Here is a 22,773-nt window from a genome sequence, read left to right on the forward strand (position 1 = left end):
ACAATACGATCTACGCAGAGGTCAGCTAGGTCGATTCATCAGGCACAGTCTCTTCCGCAATTCAGATCGGGATTGTTCCACTGTTGCTCGTGCATGAGCAAACTACCTGCCTGACTTCAGATATTTGAATACAGATTGTCTCTAACAGGCGTGCTGAATATGCGCTCTGTATCTCGCACGGTGGATCTCTCAACTGTGAGGAAATATTCGTGCAAAATCATAGATGCTCCGATAATCACTATAGCTCTCACTGACGTTTCTCAAAGCATCACTTTCACTCGGGATCGTGCTTCCGATAGCCGTCAGACGGCGCTGGCGACCACTCTGGGGCCATCAATCGTAGCAGTCGTAAGCAGTTTCGCGGTAAGCTTGCTCACTGTCATCGTGCTGGGCACGCTCGACAGCTGCCCGTGCCTCGTCAAGCAGCGCGTGGGCGCGCGAGAGGTCGCTACCATGGAGAGCGTCGATCGCGTACTCGCAGGCTTCGACCGCTTGCTGGTGGGCGTCCGAACGGTCTTCTGTGTCGTCGGGGTGATGAACGTCGTCGCTCATTTGTCTCTTCTTCTCTATTGCGGCCGCGGCGCACGCTCGAAGCGTTTGATTTGCTCGTTTTTCTCGATGCGCTCGTACACTGCGCGTAACGTCTCCTCGGCGCGCAACAGGCCATGGCGATCGAGAAACGCCTGTCCCTCATCGCTCAGTCCATAGAACTTGTACGGAAGGTCGCGTTTGCGTCGGTCAGATGGGAGCATGTAAGTCTCGACGATACCCGCCTCAACCAGCCGTTCGAGATGCTGGTAAATCGTTCCCTCACTCTTGCTCGGATTGACGTAGGCGAGTTCCTTCATCGAGGGGAGCTGTGACGGGTGGCCGAGAATGTTCTGAAGGAGGACGAACCGCGTGTCCTGCGTTACGACGTGCAACCGCTCGCGCTCTTGCTCGCCTTCGAAGCCGTCCGTCGATGCTGTCTCGCTCATGAGTAGTTGTTCGTCCTGCCGGTACTAATAGTTTGTCTCGACCAATTTGGTTGCTAAACTGGCGGCTGGTTTGGTGAGCAAGATATAATGCTGGTTGCTTCGTACCCAGCGTATGGACGACCATTCGGAGCCGGGTGTTGATGATATCGCCGACCGCGCTGCCGAGTACGCCCACCTCGATACGCTCTCGCCACGCGAATACGAACAAGCGCTCGACGCGGTTGCCGAACTGACGCCGCTGTTCGAGTACGAGACCTCGTATTTCGTGCTCGGAAGCTACGGCACGCCGGAAATCCATCGGCTCCAGCTCGTCAAAGACCGATTGAACCGTCGCTCCGACGTGTATGCGTTCCTGATGGTGGACATTCGCGGTGAGTGGTCGAACACGCTGGTGAAGTTTCGCATTCTCGCTGACTACGCGACGTGTCTCGTTGGCGTTGCCGAACACGACCGCAGTGGATTCCTTGTCGAGCAAGGGATGTTCTTTCTCCATCAGCCCTACTTCGAACGAGCGCACGTCCTCAAGCGCGAGTATGCCCAATCGACGCTTGATGAAGAGTTCGACGGGAACGAGCCGTACAGTGCGCTCCAACTCGATGGGTTTGACCTCCTCGACCGAGAGGGGCGACTGTTCGTCTGGACAGGTGAAGACGAGTTGATGGCTGCTGTCGAAAAACTTCCATGAATTGTAGACGGCTTTATCGAAGGTAGTGTCTTACCAACCAAAGATTCGGAGGATGAGTTTCTACAAACTACCACGCAGCTGATGATTTGCTGTTCAGGAAGAACGGTCTATCATGCTTATCCTGCCTGCGCTGCACCCCCATCAGGCTATGAGGTTTCAGTAGGAATCTGAGAACCTGCTTTCCTGCTTAGTCGCCTATTCTACTGGATATGTACTAATTAGAGGTCTAATTAATAAAGCAATAACATTATTCAATCGCCTCACGAATATGGGGTATGGCAACTTCAGGACAAGCGGGGCCAGTCGCTCAACCGGACGCACTCTCAACACGTGAAGCACGCCTCGATCCGTTCTCGTGGTATCGAGAGATGCGCGAGGAATCACCGATTCGCTACGACGAGGACCGCGGGTGTTGGGACGTGTTTCGCTACGACGACGTTCAAGACGTTCTCCACAACGCGGAGGAGTTTTCCTCGGAGCGACCGCTGACGGCACAGGGTGAGAATGAAACCGACGGCATGGCTCTCGAAACCATGCTCAATACCGACCCACCACGCCACGACGAGCTCCGAAAAGTCGTCGACGACCCGTTCAAGCCCGGTGCGGTGAAACACCTCGCCCCGCACATCCGTGACATCACCAACGAGTACATCGATGCCGTCGTTGATGACGGTGAAATGGATATCGTCGCGGACCTCGCCACGCCGCTGCCAGTCACCGTGATCGCCGAACTCATCGGCGTGCCAGCGGACGACCGCGAGCAGTTCAAACAATGGTCCGATACCATCGTCGAAGGTCCCGAAGCAGCCACGGTGAGCGCTGAAACAGTCAGAGAGGAACAACTACAGACCCAAGCCGAGATGGCGACGTACTTCACGGACCTGATCGAACAGCGTCAGGAAGACCCACGCGATGACCTCATCAGTCAGGTCATTCACGCCGAAATCGAAGGCGCTACCCTTTCAAAGGGTGAAACGCTCGGCTTTCTCGCATTGTTGTTGATCGCCGGAAATATCACGACCACGAATCTGATCACGAATGCGGTCCGGTGTTTCGCAACGCTTCCAGATGGGATCGAATCGGTCCGTGATGCCGCCTCGCTCGAACTTGCTATCGAAGAAGTGCTCCGGTACCAATCACCGATTCAAGCAGTCTCACGAATAGCAACAGACGACACACAACTCGGGGGTCACGATGTCGAAGCTGGTGATAGAGTCGTCGTGTGGAACGGCTCAGCAAACCATGATGGCGACCAGTTCGACGATCCCGACACGTTCGTTCCGGACAGATCGCCGAATCAGCATCTCGCCTTCGGGAATGGCATCCACTTCTGTCTCGGAGCACACCTGGCACGTCTCGAAGCGAGAACCGCTCTCTCGACGATGTTTGACCGCTTCGAGACGATGCAGGTCCCCGAAACGGAACTCCAACCAGTCGGGAGCACGTTCCTCTATGGAGTTCAGGAACTCCCAGTTCAATTTACCATATGAAACAATACTCTAATACCGAGATGTGAATATCGGAGTTAACGGATCGCTCTTGTGTCGACTGGCGGAATAGCGTGTTACCAATAACTAATCAAACCTGAGAAACCGCCACTACGTCATGGACACAGGCCGTTTACGAATTGGATCGCCTGCCATCTCGTGATTCCGCTGTACTACACAAGAGCGGGCGATCTTGTGTGCAAAATCGGGATCGGCGTTCTCCCGGCGCGCAACCGCACGGGGTTATAGCAAAAATTGTCCGAGAGTGCTCAGCTACTGAAATCGTTACAGACTGGGATTCCCAGCGTGTTGAATTCGGTCATGGAAGCGAGTTCATCTGGGACTTCGTGAATGTCGACAGTCTCGCTGACGAGCGCTGCCGGATCGAGTTTGCTCGATTCGATCATGTCTAGCATCTCGCTGTAGCGCGAGGGCTGGAGACCGAGTGAGCCGTGGAAATCGATCTCCTTGGAAACGAAGTCATCGACCGGCAGTGGAACCATTCCTTCTTCTTCCGAGGTGGTCAACCCGATCTGAACGTGCGTTCCGCCTTTGCGGAGGCTGTTGACCGCGTTCTGGCAAGTGGTTTTGATACCGAGTCCGTCGGCTGAGACGTCCGCTCCTCCGTCAGTGATGTCGTGAACTTCGGCGGCGGGATCGTCGACCTCACTAGCGTTGACGGTGGCGACCGCACCGAGTTCTTCAGCTTTGTCGAGATTCTCATCCTTCAGGTCCACCGCGATCACGTTGCCACCGAGAGCGTTGGCAATGTGGACGGCTGAAAGACCGATACCACCGCAGCCGTGGATCACCACATCATCGCCACCGCTTACGGGTGCCCGATGGGCCATCGCGTGAAACGAAGTCATAAATCGGCAGCCACACCCAGCGGCGGTTTCAGCGTCGATACTGTCCGGCAGCGGCACAGCGTTGACATCGGCGTGTGGAATGTGAACCTCCTCGGCGAACGCTCCGGGAGCTTGATTCATGAATCCCAACCCGATGTGGTTCTCACAGATGTTCTCGCGGCCGTTCCGACACAGATCACAGGTCCCGCATGCGAGGCAGAACGGGATTGCGATTTCCTGCCCCTCTTCGACGGTTTCGACATCCTCACCGACGGATACGATACGAGCAGTGGGTTCGTGACCGAGAACGTGTGGCGGGTCGGGCCGGTAACCGAACCAGTCCCAGTCGCCCTGCCAGCAGTGCCAATCCGAGCGGCAGACTCCACACCCGATGAGTTTGGCGACGGCTCCATCGGGTTCTGGTTCAGGACGTTCGACATCCTGGACGGTCAACGGCTCCTGAAACTCCTCCAGTACAACTGCCTGCATGACATTCCCACACACGAAGAGGCAGCTAATAACCATTATGGATGATGGTTTTCATTTAATCAGTGTTTTCATCACTCCCTCTCATCGGTCTAGTGAATAATGACAGAGTATGCACTCATGAGTCCTGTACGAATCACGAGTAAATCCATTTCGAGCGCGAATCAGCGACGAAAAACCACCGGACAGCAGTAGTTCATTATTCCAATGAGTTACAACTGACATCGTGACTTGGCGGTTTCGGGGTAATTCTATCACAATACAGAGTAATATCGGTGTACGTCGAGGAGGTTTGGCTCGTCAGATTTACACTCCGGACGCGGGGTGTCGTCGCGCCGATCACGTCGGAGCGCTACCCTGCAACGAAGGGAGTGCCTACTGACTGGGTGAGAAAACATATATCGACGGGTGATGGAAATGGTGTATGGTCAACACTCTCTTGAGTCAGTATAGAAGGGTGGACCAGTGGCTTAGAGATCTGCCGCGAGCTTGGTATGTTCTTTTGGTTGGTATCGGGTTTTTCGCTACTTGGATTGGTCTATCACTTATTCTGGGAGGAGAACCGCTCTATCGGTCGATACTTCTGGGTGGGGTTGGGGCTTTCACTTTTGCTAGCGTCTATTACTTTCTGGGTTCCCGCTAATCGTGCTTTTTACACTGAGGCGTTCGATGTGCAGACAACTTCTGTAGATAGGACCACTTTTACGGCCCTCGGAGGGGCCGTCGGCGCTGGCAGGATAAGCATGACCCAAAGCCATCCGACCAATTCCTACCGTGACGAGTTGATCGTCCGTCTTGGCTGTGAAGTCGAGCTACGCTCGTTTCCGTTCACATCCGCGGGAAGATACCGCTCGCAGCGGGAGTAGATCCGGCGCGCGGTGTCTTTGTTCACGCTGGTCTCGCGTTCGATCTCTCGCCAGGAGCGACCATCGTTGCGGAGTCTGATACACGCAAGCGCCGCTTGGTACTCGTCAGTGTCATGGGCAGGAACCCAGTAGCGTCCGTCCTCGTCGTAGGTCAGCCCGAACGGTAGACGACCGTGATCGTAGCCATTCTCGATGCGTTCCTGTGTTGCGCGTTTCGAGCGCGCGATCTCTTTGCGTTTCTCGACGTCGTCGGTAGTCGCCCGAATTGACTGGTGGACGAGTGCCCAATCGTCATCGAGATCGACCGCACGACCGAGCTCAACCGAATGAACCGCGACGTCAGCTGTATCGACGTCAAGCAAGAGTCGGAGACGTTCCTTGCGATCACGGGAGAGTCGCGAGAGGTTCGGGACGATAACCGTATCCACACCGCCGTCAGCAACGTGCTCACGGAGCGCGGTGTACTCCGGGCGGTCGGTATCGAACCCGGAACTTCGTTTGCCCTCGTCGTAGACTGTGATCAGCTCGACCCCGCGCCCAGTTGCGTAGTCCTTGACGTCCCGGCGCTGTCGATTGAGTGATTTCCCGTCTTGAGAGAGTCGAATGTAGCCGACAGCAGTGTCGGATTCGGTTTCAGTCGTCATCGTCGACCACACGGAGTTCGAAGGTGTTGCCGGACTTGACCGACCACTCGAATCGTTTGCCGTCGAGATCGAACCCCTCGACGAACCCGAGAGGGACGGTGGTCTTGTAGTGGCGATCACCGGCTTTGTTGATGGCTGTTGTCGGCATTGGTGATCCGTACTATGGTTAGTACGGTATTTAGTACTAATGGAGGTGTATCAGAAAGGTGGGTTTCTGAGACGCTACTGCACTTTCCAAAACAGTTAGAAGACTGGTGGTTTGTAGAAATCCATCCTCCGAATCTCTGGATCTCCAAGGCTGACTGATGTCACGAACGACAGAATCTATGCACGAGAATCGGGATGAGGATGAGTCGGACGGCTAACCGGTCGGGGAGGAACACAGTCCCGAGTGGTCACAAACGACACAGAACGGGTCGGGGCTGCGGAACGCAGCCTCGACCCGATGACCGACTGAAGAACACTGATTCCCTTTCTGGCGGACGGTTGCTGTTGACAAAACAGGCCGAAGACATCCTCGACGAGACATCTGACGCGGTCGAGGTGGTCAGCCACCTCGATCTCGCTTCGTACGCCCAAAACGATCCATTCCCGGACTGGCACGACTCGAAGCCGTTCGAACCGATGGTTCGGGCGCTCTTTCTCGGCGAACTCGAAGATGCGTCCGATGCCGCCGTGCATCGGACGCTCGAAGAGGACCCCGACGTGGCAGCCGATCTTGGATTCGATCCTGACGACGTACCTAATCAGAGTACGCTCTCGCGTGCGCGTCGCAACCGATTCGAAGAGTTTCAATCGAGAATCGAAGAGAGCGCGCGGCAGATTCGGATGCTTGCCGCCAGACGTGGGAGTCCAATCGGGACGCCCTACGCTGACAGCGCTTCGGAGGAGCCGACAGGCTCCTCGAAGCGCACCGTCAACCGACTCATTCGCGGGAAAACCCGCGAAGTGGTCGAAGAGCTCACCTCTGTCGTGTTCCCGGCGATCGATTTCGACCGACCCGATGGGTCGATCTACGACGACGAAGAGCTTCTGCTGCTGGAGACGTTGCTCGGGGTCACAGGCACCGCCGCCAACGGCGGTGCCGAGATCTACGGCGATTACGTCAATCCTGAGCCGGATCTCGATGATCCATTCTACGAGGACGGTCCGTCTGGAGAGACGCTGTTAACGGCGGTCAAAGACCTCGACCTCGACGAAATCACGGAGATGGTCAACCGTGGCGCGGCCCGCGTCTTGACGCGGGCCAAGCCGTACGTGGAGTTCGACCGGCCGGTCATGATCGCGATCGACATGACCTACATCGCCTACTACGGTGAACGTGACGAGATAGTTCGCGTTCAGGGAGCTCCTAAGGACAAATCCTACGACTGGTGCTACAAGTTCGCGACTGCGAGCGTTGTTGGCGATAACATCCAGTTCACCGCGGCAATGCTTCCGATCGGTGACGCTGATGATCATGATCCGAACGAGTACGTTGGCGAAGACAAATCCTATCGAGCCGGCGGCGTGGTCCGCCGGCTCGTGGATATTGTCGAGGAGCGCGTCAGATTGAGCGTCCGCCGCGTCTACGCTGACAGAGAGTTCCACGCTGCGGACGTGATCGAAGCACTCGAACAGCGTGATCTGTTCTACGTGATCCCGGCCACGCGCGATGCCCGCGTGAAGCGGTTCATCGCGCGCATGGACGATCAGGTCACGGTCAAGGATACATGGGCGATGCACGGTCCCGTGAAGGGAAAACCAAACAATGCCAGGGTTGAGACGACGTTAGTTGGACTCCCTCCTGACGAGGATCGCGACGAAATCCAAACGTTCCTGACCAATCTCGCCGTCGACGACGAGATTGGTCTGGATCGGCGGCAGACACGACGTCGGATTAAGCGATACACCCGACGAGGCGGTATCGAGAACGCCTACGGCAGCATCAAGGAATTCGCCCCGTGGACGACATCGAAAGACTACGCCGTGCGGTTGTTCCACTTCGGATTCGCGATGCTGCTGTACGATATGTGGCTGTTGGTTGACCTCTTGGTCCAACTCTCGCTTGGTGTCGTGGAATTCCGCACGAAACCGCGGGTCATCGCCCCGCGGTTTCGTGGCTTCCTCCAGAGGAGGTTGGTAACACTCCTGTAGAACCCGCGCCGGGTTCGCCCCTCAGTAGAGGCGTCACTGTCCAGTTCCCCTGATTTCACTCTGAGGCCCTTGTGCAACTGCCACTCAGTGGAGTGAGTGGCAGTTGCGGATGCTCGATTCGGGTCAGATCATATCGGAATTTTCGATTTAGCGGCTCTCCCGTGCATAGATTTTGGGGTATTCGCAGCAGCAGGGCTGAATTTCGATAAACCACTATAAAGTGTATAAACTCTAATATTGAGTCTAAGCCACCTGTTACGGTTGAAATCGGAGGAATTGGCGGTTTTTCGGTTTACTCGTGCTTAGTTGAATAAGGGCACGTAGATTTATCCACCTCCCCGCCCTCTCCCACAGCGTACCAGATGCCACGACCCAGAACCACGGTTACTCATCGCGAGAGCAGTGCTCGAGCCAGCGAACGCAGTGGAGGCGCGTAGCGTGGTGTCGATTGATGCAGTTATCGAGGACTTCCTGACGGACAAGGGCAAAGGTCAGGGTGGCGAGAGCGGCAACTATCGCCAGGACGCGGGCCGAGAGCTCGATCGGCTCGTCGATTTTCTTACTGGCCACGAAGACAGTCCGACGACGTTCGACGAGTTGGACTCGGGCCACCTGCGCGAGTACGCGCGTCACCTCACTCGGCAAGGTTGGACAGCGGGCACTGTGCGCACCTACTACGCGTACGTCTCCGCGTTCTGTGGCTGGGCCGTCCGTGAGGGGCACCTCGCCGAGAACGTCGCTCAGCGGCGCAACGCGACCGAGCCAATTCCCGACGACGGTGGTCACAAGAGCGGCGAGCAGCAAGCGTGGTCGGCCGAAGATCGCCAGCAGCTCACCGGCTTCGTCGACGAGCAAGCCAGCACGGCGATCGACAACGTCGGCGAAGACAGAGAGGCAGCGATCAAAGCCTGCCGTGATCGTGCACTCGTCTATCTCCTCTCGTACTCCGGCGTGCGAGGCGCGGAAATTCTTCGAGATCGGAGCGATGAGCGTCGGCAGGGGCTTCGGTGGGAAGACGTTCACCTCGAAGATCGCTATGCGACGGTCTTCGCGAAAAAGCAGCGCCTCGACGATCGAGGTCTTCCCAACCCAGTCTGAAGTCAGGCAGGCAGTTTGTTCATGCACGACCAACAATGGAACAATCTCGATCTAAATTGCGTAGGGAGACTGTGCATGATGAATCGACCTAGCTGACTTCTGCTGGATGGCGACGAGGCTCAACCCGCCGAGACCTTGAATCCCGAAGACGTACTCGATAACGAAGACGTTCAGGACGACGATCCCGAGCATGTCTGCGAAAAACAGCGACAGCAATGGGACGGCCGCGTTGCGTAGCAGATGCCGAGCGACTCGTCGGCTTCCTGCGCCTTTGGCCCGAACGAGTTTGATGAATTCCGCATCGGTGTATTCGAGCGACTGGGCACGTGCGTACCGGAGCTGTCCGGCAAGCAGGCTCGTCCCCAACACTGCGGCCGGAAACACGACCGTGTAGAGAAGCCCGCTCGTCCGTCCCGGCGCACCTGACAGCATCCCGCCCACACCGAGACCGGAGAGCACTACGATCTCTGCGAGCCAGAAGTTCGGTAGGCTGAAGCCGAGATGGGCGACGCTCGTCCCGAGTCGATCGACGAACGTGTGCTGGCGCGTCGCCGTGTAGACGCCGATGCTGATGCCGCCGACGACCGAGAACACGATGGCCGGAACGAGATACGACAGCGTGCGCGACACCGCGCTCGCTACCAGTGATGTCACTGGGGTGTCCTCGGGGTAGGACTGGCCGAACATCACTCCCGTCCTCGTCGTCCCGAACGCCGTCCCGAGGTCAAGCGTCGCAACGTCGCCCAACCAGTCGACGTAGCGCTCGCCGACCGGTTCGTCGAGGTTGCGCTGCTGCCTATATTCGACCAATCGCTCCCATGCATCCGTCTGTTTCACCGGAGTGTCTTCCTCCGCGGATTCCTCGGCGGCCGACCGTGCGAGCTGTCCAGTGTAGGGGTCCGACGTGACTGCGACGAACGCGAAGACCAGCGAGACGACGAGAAACGTGGCGAGTACGGCGAACGTCGCCCGGCGGACGATTTGCCAGCGACGGTTCACACTGTCTCACCACCGCTCGTCGTCGGATGCGGGACAGGTCGCTGCCGGCACTGCAGGCCGAGTGGATACCACCATCGGCTCGATCGGAAACCGTGCGTGGGGAGTGCTGGACGGTACATCCTTCGATGCTGCTGCCGACCATGCTCCGGCGTGCCATAAGTTTTCAGGCCTCATCCGGTCGTATCAGATTCTGTATGCCATCCTGAAAGCTTATACTACCGTGGAAGCGAACATCGGAAACAAGTAGCATGGCGGTCGATTCCGATGCGAGCATCGACGCTCAGTTCGATGCCATCGATTGGGAGGAGTTAGACGAGGAACGGCCGGTGGTCGGACGGCGGACCGGCGGCTTTCTCCTCGCGCTCGGGCTGCTCGCGGCACTGTTCCTCTACGATCGGTTCACCGGCTACGATCTCTCGATCGGTGCGTGGTACGCCCCCTCGCGGCTCGACTGGCTGTTCGTCCTCTCGCTGGTCGTCTTCGCCTTCGCCGTCGTCGTTCCGGCCGTCCGCAACCGCGACCGGACGATGCAGTACTGGCGACGGTTTCGCCGGAACAGACTCGCAGTCGCCTGTGCGGCCTATCTGGCCGTCTTCTTCGTTCTCGGGACGGCCAGCCTGCTCGTGCTCGATCGCCCGTCGACGAACATCCAGTACGCCAAACAGCCGGCGCTGTTTGCCACCGTCGAGGCGGGGACGGTCGCCATCAACTGCGCCGGCGACGTGACCGGGACGGCGGTCCAGCAGTACTGTCACGGCAGTCTCCGCTTCCCGTTCGGCACCAATGCGGTCGGCCAGAGCGTGCTGGAGCTGGTCGTGGCCGGGATGGGCGTGAGCCTGCTCGTCGCGCTCGTCACGTCGATGCTCATGGTGCCGATCGCGACGGCCGTCGGTACCGTCGCCGGCTACGTCGGCGGCTGGGTCGACGACGTGTTGATGCGCTACGTCGATATCCAGCAGACGGTGCCGGCGTTTCTCGTCTATATCGTCCTCGGATTCGTCTTCGGTCAGAGCCTGTTTCTCATCGTTCTCGTGTTCGGACTGTTCAGTTGGGGTGGTGTCGCCCGCTTGGTCCGCAGCGAGGTCATCCAACGTCGCGGCGAGCTGTACGTCACCGCCGCCGAGAGCGCGGGCGCGAGCCGATTGCAGATCATCCGGAGACACATCCTGCCGAACGTCTCGAATACTGTTCTCACGGCCACGACGCGCCAGATTCCCCTCCTGATTCTCACGGAGGCGGCTATCTCGTTCATCGTCGTGCTAGGCGACGAGAACGTCCCGTCGTGGGGCCAGATGCTCACCGATCTGAACATGGAACTGTGGTGGGTGTGGGCGTTCCCGCTGGTGTTTTTGATTCTCACGGTGTTCTCGTTCAGCGTCATCGGCGATGCACTCCGAGACACGCTCGACCCACGGGGGAACGCATGAGCGAACCGCTCCTCTCGGTGAATGACCTCCGAACCCACTTCGAGACGAGCGACGGCACGGTGCTGGCGGTCGATGGGGTGAGTTTCGCGGTCGAGCAGGGTGAGACCGTTTGTCTGGTCGGCGAGAGCGGCTCCGGCAAGACCGTCGCCTGTGAATCGATCACGAAATTGCTTCCGATGCCACCCGGCGAACTCGTCGGCGGCCGGGTCGACTTCGACGGGCGCGACCTCACAGAGCGCTCGCCGGAACAGCTCTCGAACGTGCGCGGCGAGCGGATCGCGCACGTCTTCCAGAACCCACAGGGCGCACTCGATCCCGTCTACTCCGTCGGTGCACAGCTCGTCGAAGCCATCCGCCTCCATCGGGACGTCTCGAAGCGTGCTGCACGCGAGCGCGGGATCGAACTGCTCGATCGGGTCGGTATTCCTGAGGCAGCGACGCGCTTCGACGAGTATCCCCACGAGTTCTCCGGCGGGATGAAACAGCGCGTCGTCATCGCGATGGCGCTCGCCGCCGAACCCGACCTGTTGATCGCCGACGAGCCGACGACAGCGCTCGACGTGACGACCCAGGCGGGGATTCTCGATCTCCTGAACGAAATCAAGACCGAACGCGACATGGCGATCCTGTTCGTCACCCACGACCTCGGCGTCGTCGCCGAGATGGCCGACCGCGTGGTCGTCATGTACGCGGGGAAGGTGATGGAACGGGGCGACGTTTACGACGTGTTCGAGACGCCGGCTCATCCTTACACCCAAGCGCTGCTGCGCTGTCTGCCGGGACGTGGCGAACGTCGGGAGACCATCGGCGGGGAGTTCCCGGACCCGACCGACCCGCCGACCGGCTGTCGGTTCCACCCGCGCTGTCCGCATGCCATCGAAGACTGCAGCGGCGGCGAGCAACCATCGCTCGAACCCGTCAACAACAACGAAACGCATCGTGCTGCCTGCGTCTTCTACGACGACGACCACGACACGGCGGTGGTGCAGGAGGACGCAACCGACCGCGCAGCGCAAGCGACCGGACGGTCGAAACGACAGACCGATGGCGGGCACGCGACCGAGGGAGGAGAACAGTGACCGACGATGCCGTCCTGTCGGTACGTAACCTCACCAAGCACTACCCGGTTACTGAAGGGTTGTTGAACCGCGAGGTCGGCCACATACGCGCGGTTGACGGGATCAGTTTCGATATACACCGCGGCGAGACGCTCGGTCTCGTCGGCGAATCCGGCTGTGGAAAGTCGACCGCCGCGCGGAGCCTGCTGCGGCTCGAAACGCCCACCGATGGCGAGATCCGGTTCGACGGCGAAACCGTCGGCGACCACACGGACGACGAGCGCAAGCGCTTCCGCCGGCGGACGGGGATGATATTCCAGGACCCGACGTCGAGCTTCGACCCGCGGCTGTCGATCGGCGAATCCGTGGCCGAGCCGCTGGCACTCCACGGGTTGCGCGACCGAGATCGTCGACGGAATGTCGTCGAGACGATGCTCGCGGAGGTCGGTCTCTCAGCCGACGACTACGATCGGTATCCACACGAACTCTCCGGTGGGCAGAAACAGCGGGTCGCGCTCGCACGGGCGCTGGTGACGAACCCGGAGCTGTTGGTCGCCGACGAGCCGGTGTCGGCGCTCGACGTCTCGGTCGAAGCCGAGATCCTCGCGCTCATCGAACGCCTTCAGACGACGTTCGGGCTCTCGATCCTGCTGATCAGCCACGACATGAGCGTGGTGCGCGACGTCTGCGACCGCGTCGCGGTGATGTATCTCGGCGAGATCGTCGAACGGGGACCGACCGAGGCGGTCTTCGCCGATCCGCAACATCCCTACACCCGTGCGTTGCTCGCGTCGATGCCGACGCCGGACCCCACCAGGCGTGGCGAGCGTGCGGAACTTTCAGGCACGGTGCCCGATCCGGCGGATCCGCCGCCGGGCTGTCGGTTCCACACTCGGTGTCCCGCAGTGATTCAGCCGCCGAACTACGACTTCGACCAGCAGGTGTGGCGCGGCATACTGGATCTCCGGATTGCGCTCCGAGACCGGACGCTCGATACCGAGCGGCTCCGCACGCGACTCGTCGCCGAAGGGGATGTCGAACGCGCCGACGAAATATCGGCGTCGGAGCTGCGAACGGCGATCCGCGCGGACTACGACATCCCAGACGAACTGCACGACGCGAACGCCGAGCAGGTGCTGTCGGCCGCGCTCGCGGACATCGCTGCCGGCGAGCTGGAGACTGCCGAAGAGCGCCTCGGCGAATCGTTCGCGACGGTCTGTTGTCGAGAACAGCCCGCGCTCGAAGAAACCGACACCGGACATCGAGCGGCGTGTCATCTCCATGATGTGGGTGGCGAATCGTCCACGGTCGAGTCGGCGCTCTCCGGGCAGTTGAACGAGTGATGATCGTCCTCGCCTGCCTCAACGATTACCGTCGAGCACCTTCGCAGCCGTTAGCACGGGGTCCCATGTCGTGTTGAACGGCGGCGCGTACGCGAGATCGTAGTTCGAGAGTTCGCCGAGACCGATGCCCTCGGTGACGGCACCGACGAGCGCATGGCTCCGATGGACTGCACCCTCGCCGTATTCGGCGACGAGGCTGCCACCGAGCACACGCCCGGAGTCGCGGTCGGCGGTGAGTGTCACCCCGACCGTGCTCCCACCGGGATAGTAGCCGGCGCGCGATTTCGCGTCGATAATCTCGGTGATGGGATCGAACCCGACGCGACGAGCCTTTTGATGATCAAGAACACCTGTCCGGGCGGCTTCCCGATCAAAGGCCTTGACGGCTGCCGTCCCCGCGATACCGCCGCCGTCGGTCGGTGTGCCCGCGATCGTTCGACCGACCGCTCGGCCGTGTCGGTTGGCCGTCAACGCGAGCGGAACGTACGCCGGTTCACCGGTGACGACGTGTTCGGCCTCCGCACAGTCGCCCGCCGCGTAAATGTCGGGGCGGCTCGTCTCCCGGTAGGCATCAGCTGCGATAGCGCCCGTCGCGCCCAGTTCGATGCCGGCGTCCTCGGCGAGATCGGTGCGTGGGCTGACACCGGTCCCAACAAGCACCATCTCGACGGGCGTTCGTCCGTCGACGGTCACGACCGCTTCGACCCCATCACCACCAGCGAGTGCTTCGACTTCGGCGTTCAGGTTCACCGCGACGTCCTGCTCGCCGAGATGATCGAGGATCGCGTCGCTCGTCGCCTCGCCGAACGGTTTCAGGATGCGATCGCCGCGCTGGAACAGCTGTACCTCGAAGCCGTTGCCGGCCAGCGCCTCGGCCATCTCGATACCGATATAACCGCCGCCGACGATGCCGACGGGACCGTTACAGTCGTCGAGAAATCGACAGGCTGGCCCGCTGTCTGGCTGGTTGAGGGTTCCATCGGTTCGTGCCCGACCGACGTACTCTCGGAGCTCCTTGCCGTCGGACATCGAGCCGAGCGTGTAGACGCCGTCCCTGTCGATACCGTCGATCGGAGGTTCGACGGCCGCGGCACCGGTCGAAACAAGCAGGTGGTCATACTCAACGACGACTTCGCTCTCTCCACGAGCAGTCACAGTCCGATCGTTCGGGTCGATGGCGACGACCTCGTGGCCCATCCGGAGGTCGATATCGCGCTGTTCACGGAACTCCTCGGGCGTGATCGAGACGAGGTCCTCCAAGGACTGTATCTCGCCCTTGACGTAGTAGGGAAGGCCACAGGCACCATAGGAGACCCACTCACCGGCCTCGAAAACGATTACATCGAGATCAGGATCGTCCCGTTTGGCCTTGCTTGCCGCGGACATGCCGGCCGCATCGCCACCGATGATGACGAACGTGCTCACAGGAGAGATTCGGCGACGGGCAGTATATACTGTCGGGCAGAGATATCTAACGATCCAAGTACAGAAGCCCACTGCAATGAGTGTATCTCCATAGTGCTACTTTCCAATTGTTTCCATCCGACAGTGTGCTGCTGGTCAGACAAGAGGAGTGAAACCACCGCTACGGCCGGTGGAGACCGTGGATTTCGGTCAATCGGCCCAGCCGGCCGGCGTGATCAGTCGTGGTGGCCGTCGACGTCGCTCCAGACGTCGACGTCGGTGAGTCGGAGTTCGCCGTTGGCCTGCCACGTACGCGGCCGGCATGCGATCAACGTCGCGCCGACGAAGACGACGGCGACAACGGCGCTCACAACGGCTCCAGGGACGACGCCGATCGAGGCGCTGGCGGGCCACGGCGTCCCGTGCATGAACGCGGTGATGCGGACCAGCCAGGCGACGAGCAGGACGATCAGCAAAGGGAGGTAGATGCGGCGGAGCCGGTGGGCGAGCGCTTCCTCGAAGGAGATCTTGATGCGCGGCGTGCGGTAGTCCTCGCTGAGTTCGCGCCGCCAGTGGGGGTCGTCGATCTCCTGCGAGGGATCGAGCGCGTTCGCGAAGACGTTCTCCTGTAACAAGCGCACGCGCGAGCGCCAGAGATCGTAGCCGCGATAGCGGCGGGCCTCGATCACGAGAAAGACCGTGAGCATCACCATGCCCACGAGAAGGATGTAGTGGGGGTTGTCGCTCGTGAACGTCCAGGTCAGGATCGCCGCCATGATCGTGACCGCCCAGTTGGTGGTGCGATCGAGGCGCTCGCGCCAGAACTTCATGCGATGAACTTCCCCACGGTAGAGATGGGCCATCGACGATCCAGGGCCCATCCCCTCCTCGAACATCCCGCGGCCGATGTGGCGCTCGCTCTCGCCGGTCGGATCGAACGGCTCGTTCCCGCTCACGGATCCCACCCCGTCGACGATCGGTCGCGATCGATCAGTGTCCCGTCACGCCATCGGTTCGCGTGTCGCTCGTGGTTCGTTGTCATCGGTCGAGTACGTGGTCGGTGTCGAACATCGCGTCGCCGGTAATTCGGTTCGATCAGTGTGTCGCCCTACCGAACTGTTTCGGATAAGACTTGCCATACGATGGAGTGAGAGTGACGATATCGGGGCGACAATGATGATATTATCCAACTATTCGTGTTTGAGTGGAGCAGAGGTGCATGGTTGCAAGTGACGCACGGGTTCGTCGGCTGGTCGACGATGAACAGCAGGCGGCGGTGAACGGCAGGCGTCCGGCCGACCGATCGGCGGCTAGCCGAGAAGTGCACCATCCGGGAGGTAGCCGAGCGAGCGGAGCGTGTACCACGTCACGTACAGTCCGATGAGCACGAACGCAGCACTGCCGACCGACCGGACCGGGGCGGCGTAGCGCCCGAGCGAGAGCGACCCCTCGGTGAGACTGGCGACGACACTCAGCCCGATCATCAGCGTGCCCATCCCGGCGGCGAAGGCGGCGAAGACCGCCAGTCCCGAGAGGAAACTCCCCGTGAAAAACGACGAGAGCACGACGCCGAGGAACACCGGGAGGTTGCAGGCGAGGCTCCCGACGCCGTAGAGCAGGCCGAACGTGAAGAACTCCGAGTCGGACACCTCACCGCGCTCGGGGAGTTCGATGGCGCGGAGCGGCGAGATACCGTAGTAGTAGGCGGCCCCGAGCGCCACCAGCAACGGGCCGACGAGCAGTTGGAGCGACGCGAGATACGGGCGTACCCACTGGCCGACGACGAGCACGACCCCGCCGACGAGCAGGTACAGCAGGACGATGCCGAGGGTGGCGATCCCGCCGATGCGGAGCCCACGAACCGCGCCGCGGCGACCGGTCGCGACGACTGACAGTCCCGTGCCGAGGAACACCGCCGCCACCGGCGGGAGATAGCTGCCGGTGCCGAGTTTCGCCAGCGGGACGACGATCTCGTAACCGGGCAATAGCAGACGGATCCCCGCCGTCGCCATGTAGAACAGGGGGATCGCCCCGGCGAGGAAGAGCAGGACGCCATTAGCGAGCAGCAGCTGTCGCGCGAAGCTTCCCGAACCGCTGCTCGCGGTGCGGTCTGCGGGAGCGATGGCACCCCCATCGATTTCGGCATCGTGGGTGAAGTAGTAGGTCAGATACGCGGGCAGGAGGCCGACGCTACACGGCGCGAAGAACATCAGCACGCCCGCGGCGTAAGCGGCGACCAGTAGCGACGGCTGATCGATCGTCACCACGTCAGTTCACCCGGACGAACGGGTCGTCGATGGTCGGTCCACTGCTCGCGAGGGGTCGCGCCCGCCGGTCAGGGCAACCGATCGGCAAGTCGGGTGCACCGTCGCTCACGGTCACACGTACGCGACGACCGCGTAAATACGGGTCACTTCGGTCCGGCGACGGGCCCGGAACCGTCCGCGAGGCCGGACGATCGGCGACGACGGGATGGGAGACCGGCGCATCGAAACCGGGATACCCGACGGGAGTCGACTACCGATCGTGACGCAGTGGGTCGAGAACCCGACCGGCGGGCGCGACAGGGGCCCGATAGCGCTCGCGCGGGCGTGGCTCGAGGTGCTGGTACGCCCGCGCCGGTTTTTCGCCGCCGGGGTCGCACCGGGCGATCAGGCGCCCGGGCTCGCGTTCGTCATGGTCGTGGTCGCCATCGAGGAGGCGACCCGCTTCGCGCTCGTTCCGGGTTCCTATCCGGTGCTCGCCGACCAGCAGCTCGCGTCGGCGCTGCTCGTGCTCCTCATCGCCGTCGGCTTCGTCGCGCCGCTCGCCCTCCATCTCGCGGCAGCCACCGAGACGCTCGCGCTCGTCGCTGTGGCCGATGACCGCGCCGGCGTCAGCGAAACCGTGCAGGTCATCGCCTACGCGAGCGCCCCCTGCGTGCTCGCCGGCGTTCCAATCCCAGGACTCAGGATCGCCTGCGCGCTATACGGAGCAGCACTGCTCGTCGTCGGTACAAGCGAGGTCCACGAGATCGGTCTCGGGCGCGCAGCCCTCGCTGCGGCCGTGCCCGCGGTCTTCGTCTTCGGCTATGCCTTCCGGGCGATTGCGGCCGGAACAGCACTATTGCCGTAGTCGATCGACGCAGTACGATTGTTAATATATTCGACACAAAAAGAGAGTTCGGACCGACAGGATGACCGTTCGGCGCATCCGGGCGAGATAAGTTTTCGATTTCGTCACAAGCGAGTGGATCGACCAACCCCATTAATAAATAGTTCGATAGTAATGGCATATAGACAACCACAATAATCTCGATCGCCTCAATTCATCCGTCTACAGTCGTTTCGCGCTGACGATTCTCGCTGAAAGTGGTTGCCGCAGCCACGTTTTTATGTCAAAACTGGGTTCTGTCCGCTATCAAGCTCTGCTTGATAGATGGTAGGCCGAGCTTGATGGAGTATCAAGCGGCCCAATACTACGTGGATAGCGCTGGAGGTGGTGGCTGTACCCCGCGGCCGTCCAGCGGCCGTGGGACAGGACACAACAATGCGTTTGCCACAAGGAAAACTGCTCGCGCTGATCGTGCTGGTGGTCGCCGCCTCGATGGTGATGGCCACCGGCGCGTTCAGCAGCGTCACGGCCGACAGGAGCACCGATGTCGAAGTCGTCGGCGACCAAGAGGCGTTCCTCGCGCTCGAACAGGGATCGGGGCCGAACGGCCAGAAATACGCCACGACCAACAACGGCCGGCTGGCGGTGAACCTCGACGGCGATGCGAAGGTCAAAGGACAAGGCGTCAACCCGAGTGCAAAGACCTCCTTCGACAACGTGTTCACGATCACCAACAAGGGCGGTCAGTCGGTCGATATCCGGATCGAGGACAGTTCCGACGCCGTGACCTTCTACAAAAACGGCGATCCGACCAGCTCCATCGAATCGGCGGGCAGCTCCCTCGGCGTCGGCAGTTCGGTGAAGGTCGGCATCATGGTCGACACCACTTCCGGCGTCTCTCAAGGGAACCTCATCGAGGCCATCACCGTCCACGCCAAAGCTCCCAATTCCGGACAGGCCCCCGGCGCTGACGGCAAACCACAGGATCCGAGCTAATTCGGCGATCGATCGTCAGCTCGATGTCGAGAACGTCCCCGTCCACGACCGAACGCCCGCGGATCGAGCCACTGCTCCGTGCTGGAGGTCGAGCGTGAGAGCTGCTCGCAAGCTTGGCACTGTAGTGCTGGCACTGGCGGTGGTGCTCGCCGCCGTCTACGCGACGGGCGCGTTCACCTCCACGTCCGCCGAGCGATCGGCGGACGTGACCGTCGCTGGCGACGCCTCCGCGTTCCTCGCATTCGAAACGTCCGAGGGACCCAACGGGCAGTTCGCCTCCTACGGATCCGACGGTGCGCTGCAGGTTCGAATGGGCGAAGGCAGCCGCGGCGTCAATCCCGGCAGTCGAACCGCCTTCCAGAACGTCTTCACGACCTTGAACAAAGGGGCACAGCCCGTGAGCGTCTGGTTCGACGGTGGCAGCAAGGCCGTGACCTTCGTCGGACCCGATGGCAATCCCATCGAAAGCGAGAGTCGGGCGGTCACGCTTCGGCCTGGCGGGCAGTCACTGCACGTCGGACTGGTCATCGACTCCCGCGGTGTCGAGCCCGGCAAGAACCTGCTTCAGTCGGTCGAAGTTCGCACTGCTACCGGCGAGAAGTCGCAAGCCAACTCCATCGAGAACGTGAACAGCGATACCGGCAATGGTGGAGTCAGGAGCGACAACGGCAGCAACGACCGGATTGAAAACGCCGGTAACGGGTGGTCCGGTGACGAGGAGACAGTTACCAGTAACAACGATAGAAGTGACACTAGTGAGAACGGAAACAGCGGCGATGCGAGGACGGATTCCAACAACGATGGCTCGTCGGGGGAGCAACCTCACACGGTGGAGATCGCGGGCCACACGTTCGAGATTCCCGAGTTCTTGGCCGATCTTTCCCTAGAAGACGCAAAGACAGCGATAAAGGGGGCATTCTTCGGCCAAACGGGGATGCGGGACGGGATGCATCCAGTGGATTCGGCGAACTCCGTGTTCTACATCCTCGGCCAGATTGCCGGATCGTTCGTTCCGACGTTGGGCAGCGTCGCGGATGCGCGTGACGCCGTCCAAGACGCCGCGAACGGCAAACTGGGTACTGCAGCGCTCAGCGCAGCCGGAGCTATTCCCGGTCTCGCAAAACTGACCGAGGGACAACTGGCGATACGACACCTCAAGGACTGGAAGAAGAGCTTTGGTGGGGAAATGGCCGGAGATCTCAAAACACTCGGACAGTTGATCGTCAACCACGTCGGGCCGTACATGCCGAACTCGATCGTGAAGAAGGCACTCGACGTTACCACCGACGGGGCGGCGAGCACGCTGAAAAAGGACGGCTTCACCGTGGAGCAAATCACGGAGTTCTCCAAAGACGGAAATCTCGAGATGATGGCAGAAGCTTCCGAGAGCGGGTTGAAACTCAGTCCCGAGAGTACCAACTTCAAGCGAGTCAGTCGGCTCAGGAACATGGACGTACCTGCCGAGGATGTCGTGTGGTACGTTGAGAATGGCTACAGCCTCAAATGGGTCGAAAATCTTCGAAAATCTGGTAGATCTCCCGAGTTCATCAAGGACGTATATAAGTGGGGATCGCGAGGACAAGAAAGCACAGACTGGTACAGTATGGCAAACGACTACTGCAGCGTACAAGCATCACTCGAAGACAGAAAGGAAGAAAATAAACAAGCATGTAATAATCTCCCAACCCAGTGAAGGACGATACGGTCGAATTGTCAAGATTAAAGGGACCATCATAGACAAAGAAAATGAAGCTCAAAGGATATATCGAAGGAATCGTACTCGTTGTAGTGATGTGGTTCGTATTCCAGTGGGGTGTCCAGCCAATACTCATTAGTATCGATCCGATGTTCGCCGACCAGCCCGTTAACCGCATCCGGCGCGGTCCACAGACTCCTGCGCAGGTGGCCGGGATTGTCACATTTGTTGTAGGAATATTTATTTATTATTCTACTAGACTCATATACTCCCATGGGATTAATGAATACATAGGTGGACTCCATGTATTATTATTCATCCCGATCTCCGCTCTGATTCCAAACAGATATATCCCTGGATGGTTTGTCCCGGGTGATCTCGATCTTGATGAATGGTGATTGAAATTGTGTTTGTCAATTAATTTCCGTGAAGATATCCTTATAAGTAATCAACAAGGACGAATTTATTAATTCTGTGTGAAAATCGACAGCAAGAAAAGAAATCGTTACAATGGAACTTAGAGGATACATTGAAGTAGCGATACTCGTCGTAGTGATGTGGTTCATCTTTCAGGATATCGTTCAACCGATACTCATCGGTATCGACCCGATGTTCGCCGATCAGCCAGTTGACCGCGTTCGGCGCGGTCCGCAGACCCCCGCACAGGTGGCCGGAATCGTCACATATGCTGTGGGTGCATTCATCTACTATTCAGGGAAACTCATGTATTCTCATGGTATTTTAGTATATTTTTTGGGTTTTCAACGAGTGATTTTGATGATTATCCCCAATACAATTCTGACAGAAAAATACCATCCGAGAAAAATGGAGACTGTTGAAGAACTCGCAGAACAATATAAGGACTAATATACAAACGATGCAACTGCAGTCTAACGAAGGTCAAGACCCGCCGAAACACGTTTTCGCCCGAAACCATCAACGCCGTGTGGAAGTGGGGCTCACGGACAAGTACAGTCATCGATTGGTACAGCATGGCTGATAACTACTGCAAAGTCCAGCAGTCACGCAAACCAGCAAACGGAAACCATGCATCGATATGTGAGCGACTGTCAACCCAACCAGACAGTTGATCGTTCCATAGCTCAGGTTGCCGAGAACAATGGTTAACTGCTGGCTCCGCCACACACCAGTATGCTCAACCTCGATATCGCGTCGTTCATGGTCGAACTGAAAGACGGCGCGTTAAAGAACGTCGGTCCATCGAACAAGTCCGCCACCGCGAAACTGTTCGACGTGACGAGTGCCGAGGCACGCGAGTTCGGCGACAAACGCGTGAAGTTCGTCTTCGAGGACGACGAAGGCAACGAGGTCCAGGTGGCGCTCTTTCCCAAGGAGGCCAAACGGATCGCGGACGATATCGAAGCCCTCGAAGCGGACAGTCGGGTCTTCGAGGACTGACGTTCCGTTACCGCTCCGCACAGCCCACACACCTCCCGCGTGCGCCGACCGGGCCGATCTGTCGATGCTGTCTCGCCGAAGCGTTGATCCCGACGGTGCGTGCGCGCCGCG

Annotated in this window: 21 protein-coding genes and 1 pseudogene; 13 read left to right on the top strand and 9 right to left on the bottom strand. The window is 59.7% G+C overall.

Annotation, left to right across the window (positions count from 1 at the left end; genetic code table 11):
- Window positions 1-333: 333 nt before the first annotated feature.
- Both NO363_RS10435 and NO363_RS10440 read right to left on the bottom strand, forming a co-directional pair.
- The gene (locus NO363_RS10435) at window positions 334-552 is read right to left on the bottom strand and encodes a hypothetical protein (RefSeq protein ID WP_256684929.1); all 219 of its coding nucleotides are present in this window, start codon (window positions 550-552) and stop codon (window positions 334-336) included.
- Between the two features lie 14 nt (window positions 553-566).
- A complete protein-coding gene (locus NO363_RS10440; protein WP_256684930.1) occupies window positions 567-977 on the bottom strand; it encodes a helix-turn-helix transcriptional regulator in 411 nt (136 codons plus the stop codon).
- 112 nt (window positions 978-1,089) lie between these two features.
- Here NO363_RS10440 and NO363_RS10445 point away from each other — a divergent pair, with 112 nt between their 5' ends.
- Together NO363_RS10445 and NO363_RS10450 are read left to right on the top strand one after the other, a co-directional pair.
- Complete coding sequence (locus tag NO363_RS10445) at window positions 1,090-1,662, top strand: DUF8170 family protein (protein ID WP_256684932.1); 573 nt, start codon at window positions 1,090-1,092, stop codon at window positions 1,660-1,662.
- Window positions 1,663-1,937: 275 nt separating this feature from the next.
- The gene (locus NO363_RS10450) at window positions 1,938-3,152 is read left to right on the top strand and encodes a cytochrome P450 (protein WP_256684933.1); all 1,215 of its coding nucleotides are present in this window, start codon (window positions 1,938-1,940) and stop codon (window positions 3,150-3,152) included.
- Window positions 3,153-3,418: 266 nt separating this feature from the next.
- Here the strand turns inward: NO363_RS10450 and NO363_RS10455 are convergent, their stop codons facing one another.
- The 3 genes from NO363_RS10455 to NO363_RS10465 all read right to left on the bottom strand — a co-directional run bounded on the left by NO363_RS10455 (window position 3,419) and on the right by NO363_RS10465 (window position 6,141).
- Window positions 3,419-4,486: a zinc-dependent alcohol dehydrogenase family protein gene (locus NO363_RS10455; RefSeq protein ID WP_256684934.1), complete on the bottom strand. Its 1,068-nt coding sequence runs from the start codon at window positions 4,484-4,486 to the stop codon at window positions 3,419-3,421.
- 766 nt (window positions 4,487-5,252) lie between these two features.
- The gene (locus tag NO363_RS10460; RefSeq protein ID WP_256684935.1) at window positions 5,253-5,993 is read right to left on the bottom strand and encodes a recombinase family protein; all 741 of its coding nucleotides are present in this window, start codon (window positions 5,991-5,993) and stop codon (window positions 5,253-5,255) included.
- Window positions 5,983-6,141 carry a hypothetical protein gene (locus NO363_RS10465; RefSeq protein ID WP_256684937.1) on the bottom strand — a complete coding sequence of 53 codons (159 nt, stop codon included), beginning with the start codon at window positions 6,139-6,141 and terminating at the stop codon, window positions 5,983-5,985. The genes NO363_RS10460 and NO363_RS10465 overlap by 11 nt, the downstream gene beginning before the upstream one ends.
- A 344-nt stretch (window positions 6,142-6,485) precedes the next feature.
- Between NO363_RS10465 and NO363_RS10470 the strand changes: the two genes are divergently transcribed.
- Window positions 6,486-8,129, top strand: coding sequence for a transposase (locus NO363_RS10470; RefSeq protein ID WP_256684939.1), 1,644 nt, complete (start codon window positions 6,486-6,488; stop codon window positions 8,127-8,129).
- Between the two features lie 438 nt (window positions 8,130-8,567).
- Window positions 8,568-9,224: pseudogene (locus NO363_RS10475) on the top strand (tyrosine-type recombinase/integrase); the annotation flags it as partial.
- Between the two features lie 54 nt (window positions 9,225-9,278).
- Here the strand turns inward: NO363_RS10475 and NO363_RS10480 are convergent.
- A complete protein-coding gene (locus NO363_RS10480; protein ID WP_256684940.1) occupies window positions 9,279-10,226 on the bottom strand; it encodes an ABC transporter permease in 948 nt (315 codons plus the stop codon).
- Between the two features lie 248 nt (window positions 10,227-10,474).
- Here NO363_RS10480 and NO363_RS10485 point away from each other — a divergent pair, with 248 nt between their 5' ends.
- From NO363_RS10485 to NO363_RS10495, 3 genes are read left to right on the top strand one after another with little or no spacing between them, the layout of a single operon-like run.
- Window positions 10,475-11,653 (top strand): ABC transporter permease, encoded by a 1,179-nt coding sequence (locus tag NO363_RS10485; protein ID WP_256684942.1) that lies wholly within the window; start codon window positions 10,475-10,477, stop codon window positions 11,651-11,653.
- Window positions 11,650-12,732 carry an ABC transporter ATP-binding protein gene (locus NO363_RS10490; protein WP_256684943.1) on the top strand — a complete coding sequence of 361 codons (1,083 nt, stop codon included), beginning with the start codon at window positions 11,650-11,652 and terminating at the stop codon, window positions 12,730-12,732. Before NO363_RS10485 ends, NO363_RS10490 begins: the two co-directional genes overlap by 4 nt.
- Window positions 12,729-14,054 carry an ABC transporter ATP-binding protein gene (locus tag NO363_RS10495; protein ID WP_256684944.1) on the top strand — a complete coding sequence of 442 codons (1,326 nt, stop codon included), beginning with the start codon at window positions 12,729-12,731 and terminating at the stop codon, window positions 14,052-14,054. Before NO363_RS10490 ends, NO363_RS10495 begins: the two co-directional genes overlap by 4 nt.
- Window positions 14,055-14,072: 18 nt before the next feature.
- Here the strand turns inward: NO363_RS10495 and NO363_RS10500 are convergent, their stop codons facing one another.
- From NO363_RS10500 to NO363_RS10510, 3 genes are all read right to left on the bottom strand, one after another.
- A complete protein-coding gene (locus NO363_RS10500; protein ID WP_256684946.1) occupies window positions 14,073-15,479 on the bottom strand; it encodes an FAD-dependent oxidoreductase in 1,407 nt (468 codons plus the stop codon).
- A 215-nt stretch (window positions 15,480-15,694) separates the two neighbouring features.
- Window positions 15,695-16,414, bottom strand: coding sequence for a DUF2270 domain-containing protein (locus NO363_RS10505; protein WP_256684948.1), 720 nt, complete (start codon window positions 16,412-16,414; stop codon window positions 15,695-15,697).
- A 354-nt stretch (window positions 16,415-16,768) separates the two neighbouring features.
- A complete protein-coding gene (locus NO363_RS10510; protein ID WP_256684950.1) occupies window positions 16,769-17,722 on the bottom strand; it encodes an integral membrane transporter in 954 nt (317 codons plus the stop codon).
- Between the two features lie 262 nt (window positions 17,723-17,984).
- Here NO363_RS10510 and NO363_RS10515 point away from each other — a divergent pair, with 262 nt between their 5' ends.
- From NO363_RS10515 to NO363_RS10540, 6 genes are all read left to right on the top strand, one after another.
- Window positions 17,985-18,572 carry a YIP1 family protein gene (locus NO363_RS10515; RefSeq protein ID WP_256687960.1) on the top strand — a complete coding sequence of 196 codons (588 nt, stop codon included), beginning with the start codon at window positions 17,985-17,987 and terminating at the stop codon, window positions 18,570-18,572.
- 414 nt (window positions 18,573-18,986) lie between these two features.
- The gene (locus tag NO363_RS10520; RefSeq protein WP_256684952.1) at window positions 18,987-19,547 is read left to right on the top strand and encodes a DUF1102 domain-containing protein; all 561 of its coding nucleotides are present in this window, start codon (window positions 18,987-18,989) and stop codon (window positions 19,545-19,547) included.
- Between the two features lie 94 nt (window positions 19,548-19,641).
- Window positions 19,642-21,240 carry a hypothetical protein gene (locus NO363_RS10525; RefSeq protein ID WP_256684954.1) on the top strand — a complete coding sequence of 533 codons (1,599 nt, stop codon included), beginning with the start codon at window positions 19,642-19,644 and terminating at the stop codon, window positions 21,238-21,240.
- Window positions 21,241-21,293: 53 nt separating this feature from the next.
- Window positions 21,294-21,641 (top strand): hypothetical protein, encoded by a 348-nt coding sequence (locus tag NO363_RS10530; RefSeq protein ID WP_256684956.1) that lies wholly within the window; start codon window positions 21,294-21,296, stop codon window positions 21,639-21,641.
- A 157-nt stretch (window positions 21,642-21,798) separates the two neighbouring features.
- Window positions 21,799-22,110 carry a hypothetical protein gene (locus NO363_RS10535; RefSeq protein WP_256687962.1) on the top strand — a complete coding sequence of 104 codons (312 nt, stop codon included), beginning with the start codon at window positions 21,799-21,801 and terminating at the stop codon, window positions 22,108-22,110.
- Window positions 22,111-22,395: 285 nt separating this feature from the next.
- Window positions 22,396-22,662, top strand: a complete 267-nt coding sequence (locus NO363_RS10540; RefSeq protein ID WP_007739517.1) for a hypothetical protein — start codon at window positions 22,396-22,398, stop codon at window positions 22,660-22,662.
- Window positions 22,663-22,773: the final 111 nt, after the last annotated feature.

This window comes from Halococcus qingdaonensis, assembly GCF_024508235.1.
Lineage (GTDB): Archaea > Halobacteriota > Halobacteria > Halobacteriales > Halococcaceae > Halococcus > Halococcus qingdaonensis.

Coding starts and splice junctions, on each gene's coding strand:
- NO363_RS10435 (WP_256684929.1), bottom strand. CDS start 552: ATGAGCGACGACGTTCATCACCCCGACGACACAGAAGACCGTTCGGAC.
- NO363_RS10440 (WP_256684930.1), bottom strand. CDS start 977: ATGAGCGAGACAGCATCGACGGACGGCTTCGAAGGCGAGCAAGAGCGC.
- NO363_RS10445 (WP_256684932.1), top strand. CDS start 1,090: ATGGACGACCATTCGGAGCCGGGTGTTGATGATATCGCCGACCGCGCT.
- NO363_RS10450 (WP_256684933.1), top strand. CDS start 1,938: ATGGCAACTTCAGGACAAGCGGGGCCAGTCGCTCAACCGGACGCACTC.
- NO363_RS10455 (WP_256684934.1), bottom strand. CDS start 4,486: ATGCAGGCAGTTGTACTGGAGGAGTTTCAGGAGCCGTTGACCGTCCAG.
- NO363_RS10460 (WP_256684935.1), bottom strand. CDS start 5,993: ATGACGACTGAAACCGAATCCGACACTGCTGTCGGCTACATTCGACTC.
- NO363_RS10465 (WP_256684937.1), bottom strand. CDS start 6,141: ATGCCGACAACAGCCATCAACAAAGCCGGTGATCGCCACTACAAGACC.
- NO363_RS10485 (WP_256684942.1), top strand. CDS start 10,475: ATGGCGGTCGATTCCGATGCGAGCATCGACGCTCAGTTCGATGCCATC.
- NO363_RS10490 (WP_256684943.1), top strand. CDS start 11,650: ATGAGCGAACCGCTCCTCTCGGTGAATGACCTCCGAACCCACTTCGAG.
- NO363_RS10520 (WP_256684952.1), top strand. CDS start 18,987: ATGCGTTTGCCACAAGGAAAACTGCTCGCGCTGATCGTGCTGGTGGTC.
- NO363_RS10530 (WP_256684956.1), top strand. CDS start 21,294: ATGAAGCTCAAAGGATATATCGAAGGAATCGTACTCGTTGTAGTGATG.
- NO363_RS10535 (WP_256687962.1), top strand. CDS start 21,799: ATGTGGTTCATCTTTCAGGATATCGTTCAACCGATACTCATCGGTATC.
- NO363_RS10540 (WP_007739517.1), top strand. CDS start 22,396: ATGCTCAACCTCGATATCGCGTCGTTCATGGTCGAACTGAAAGACGGC.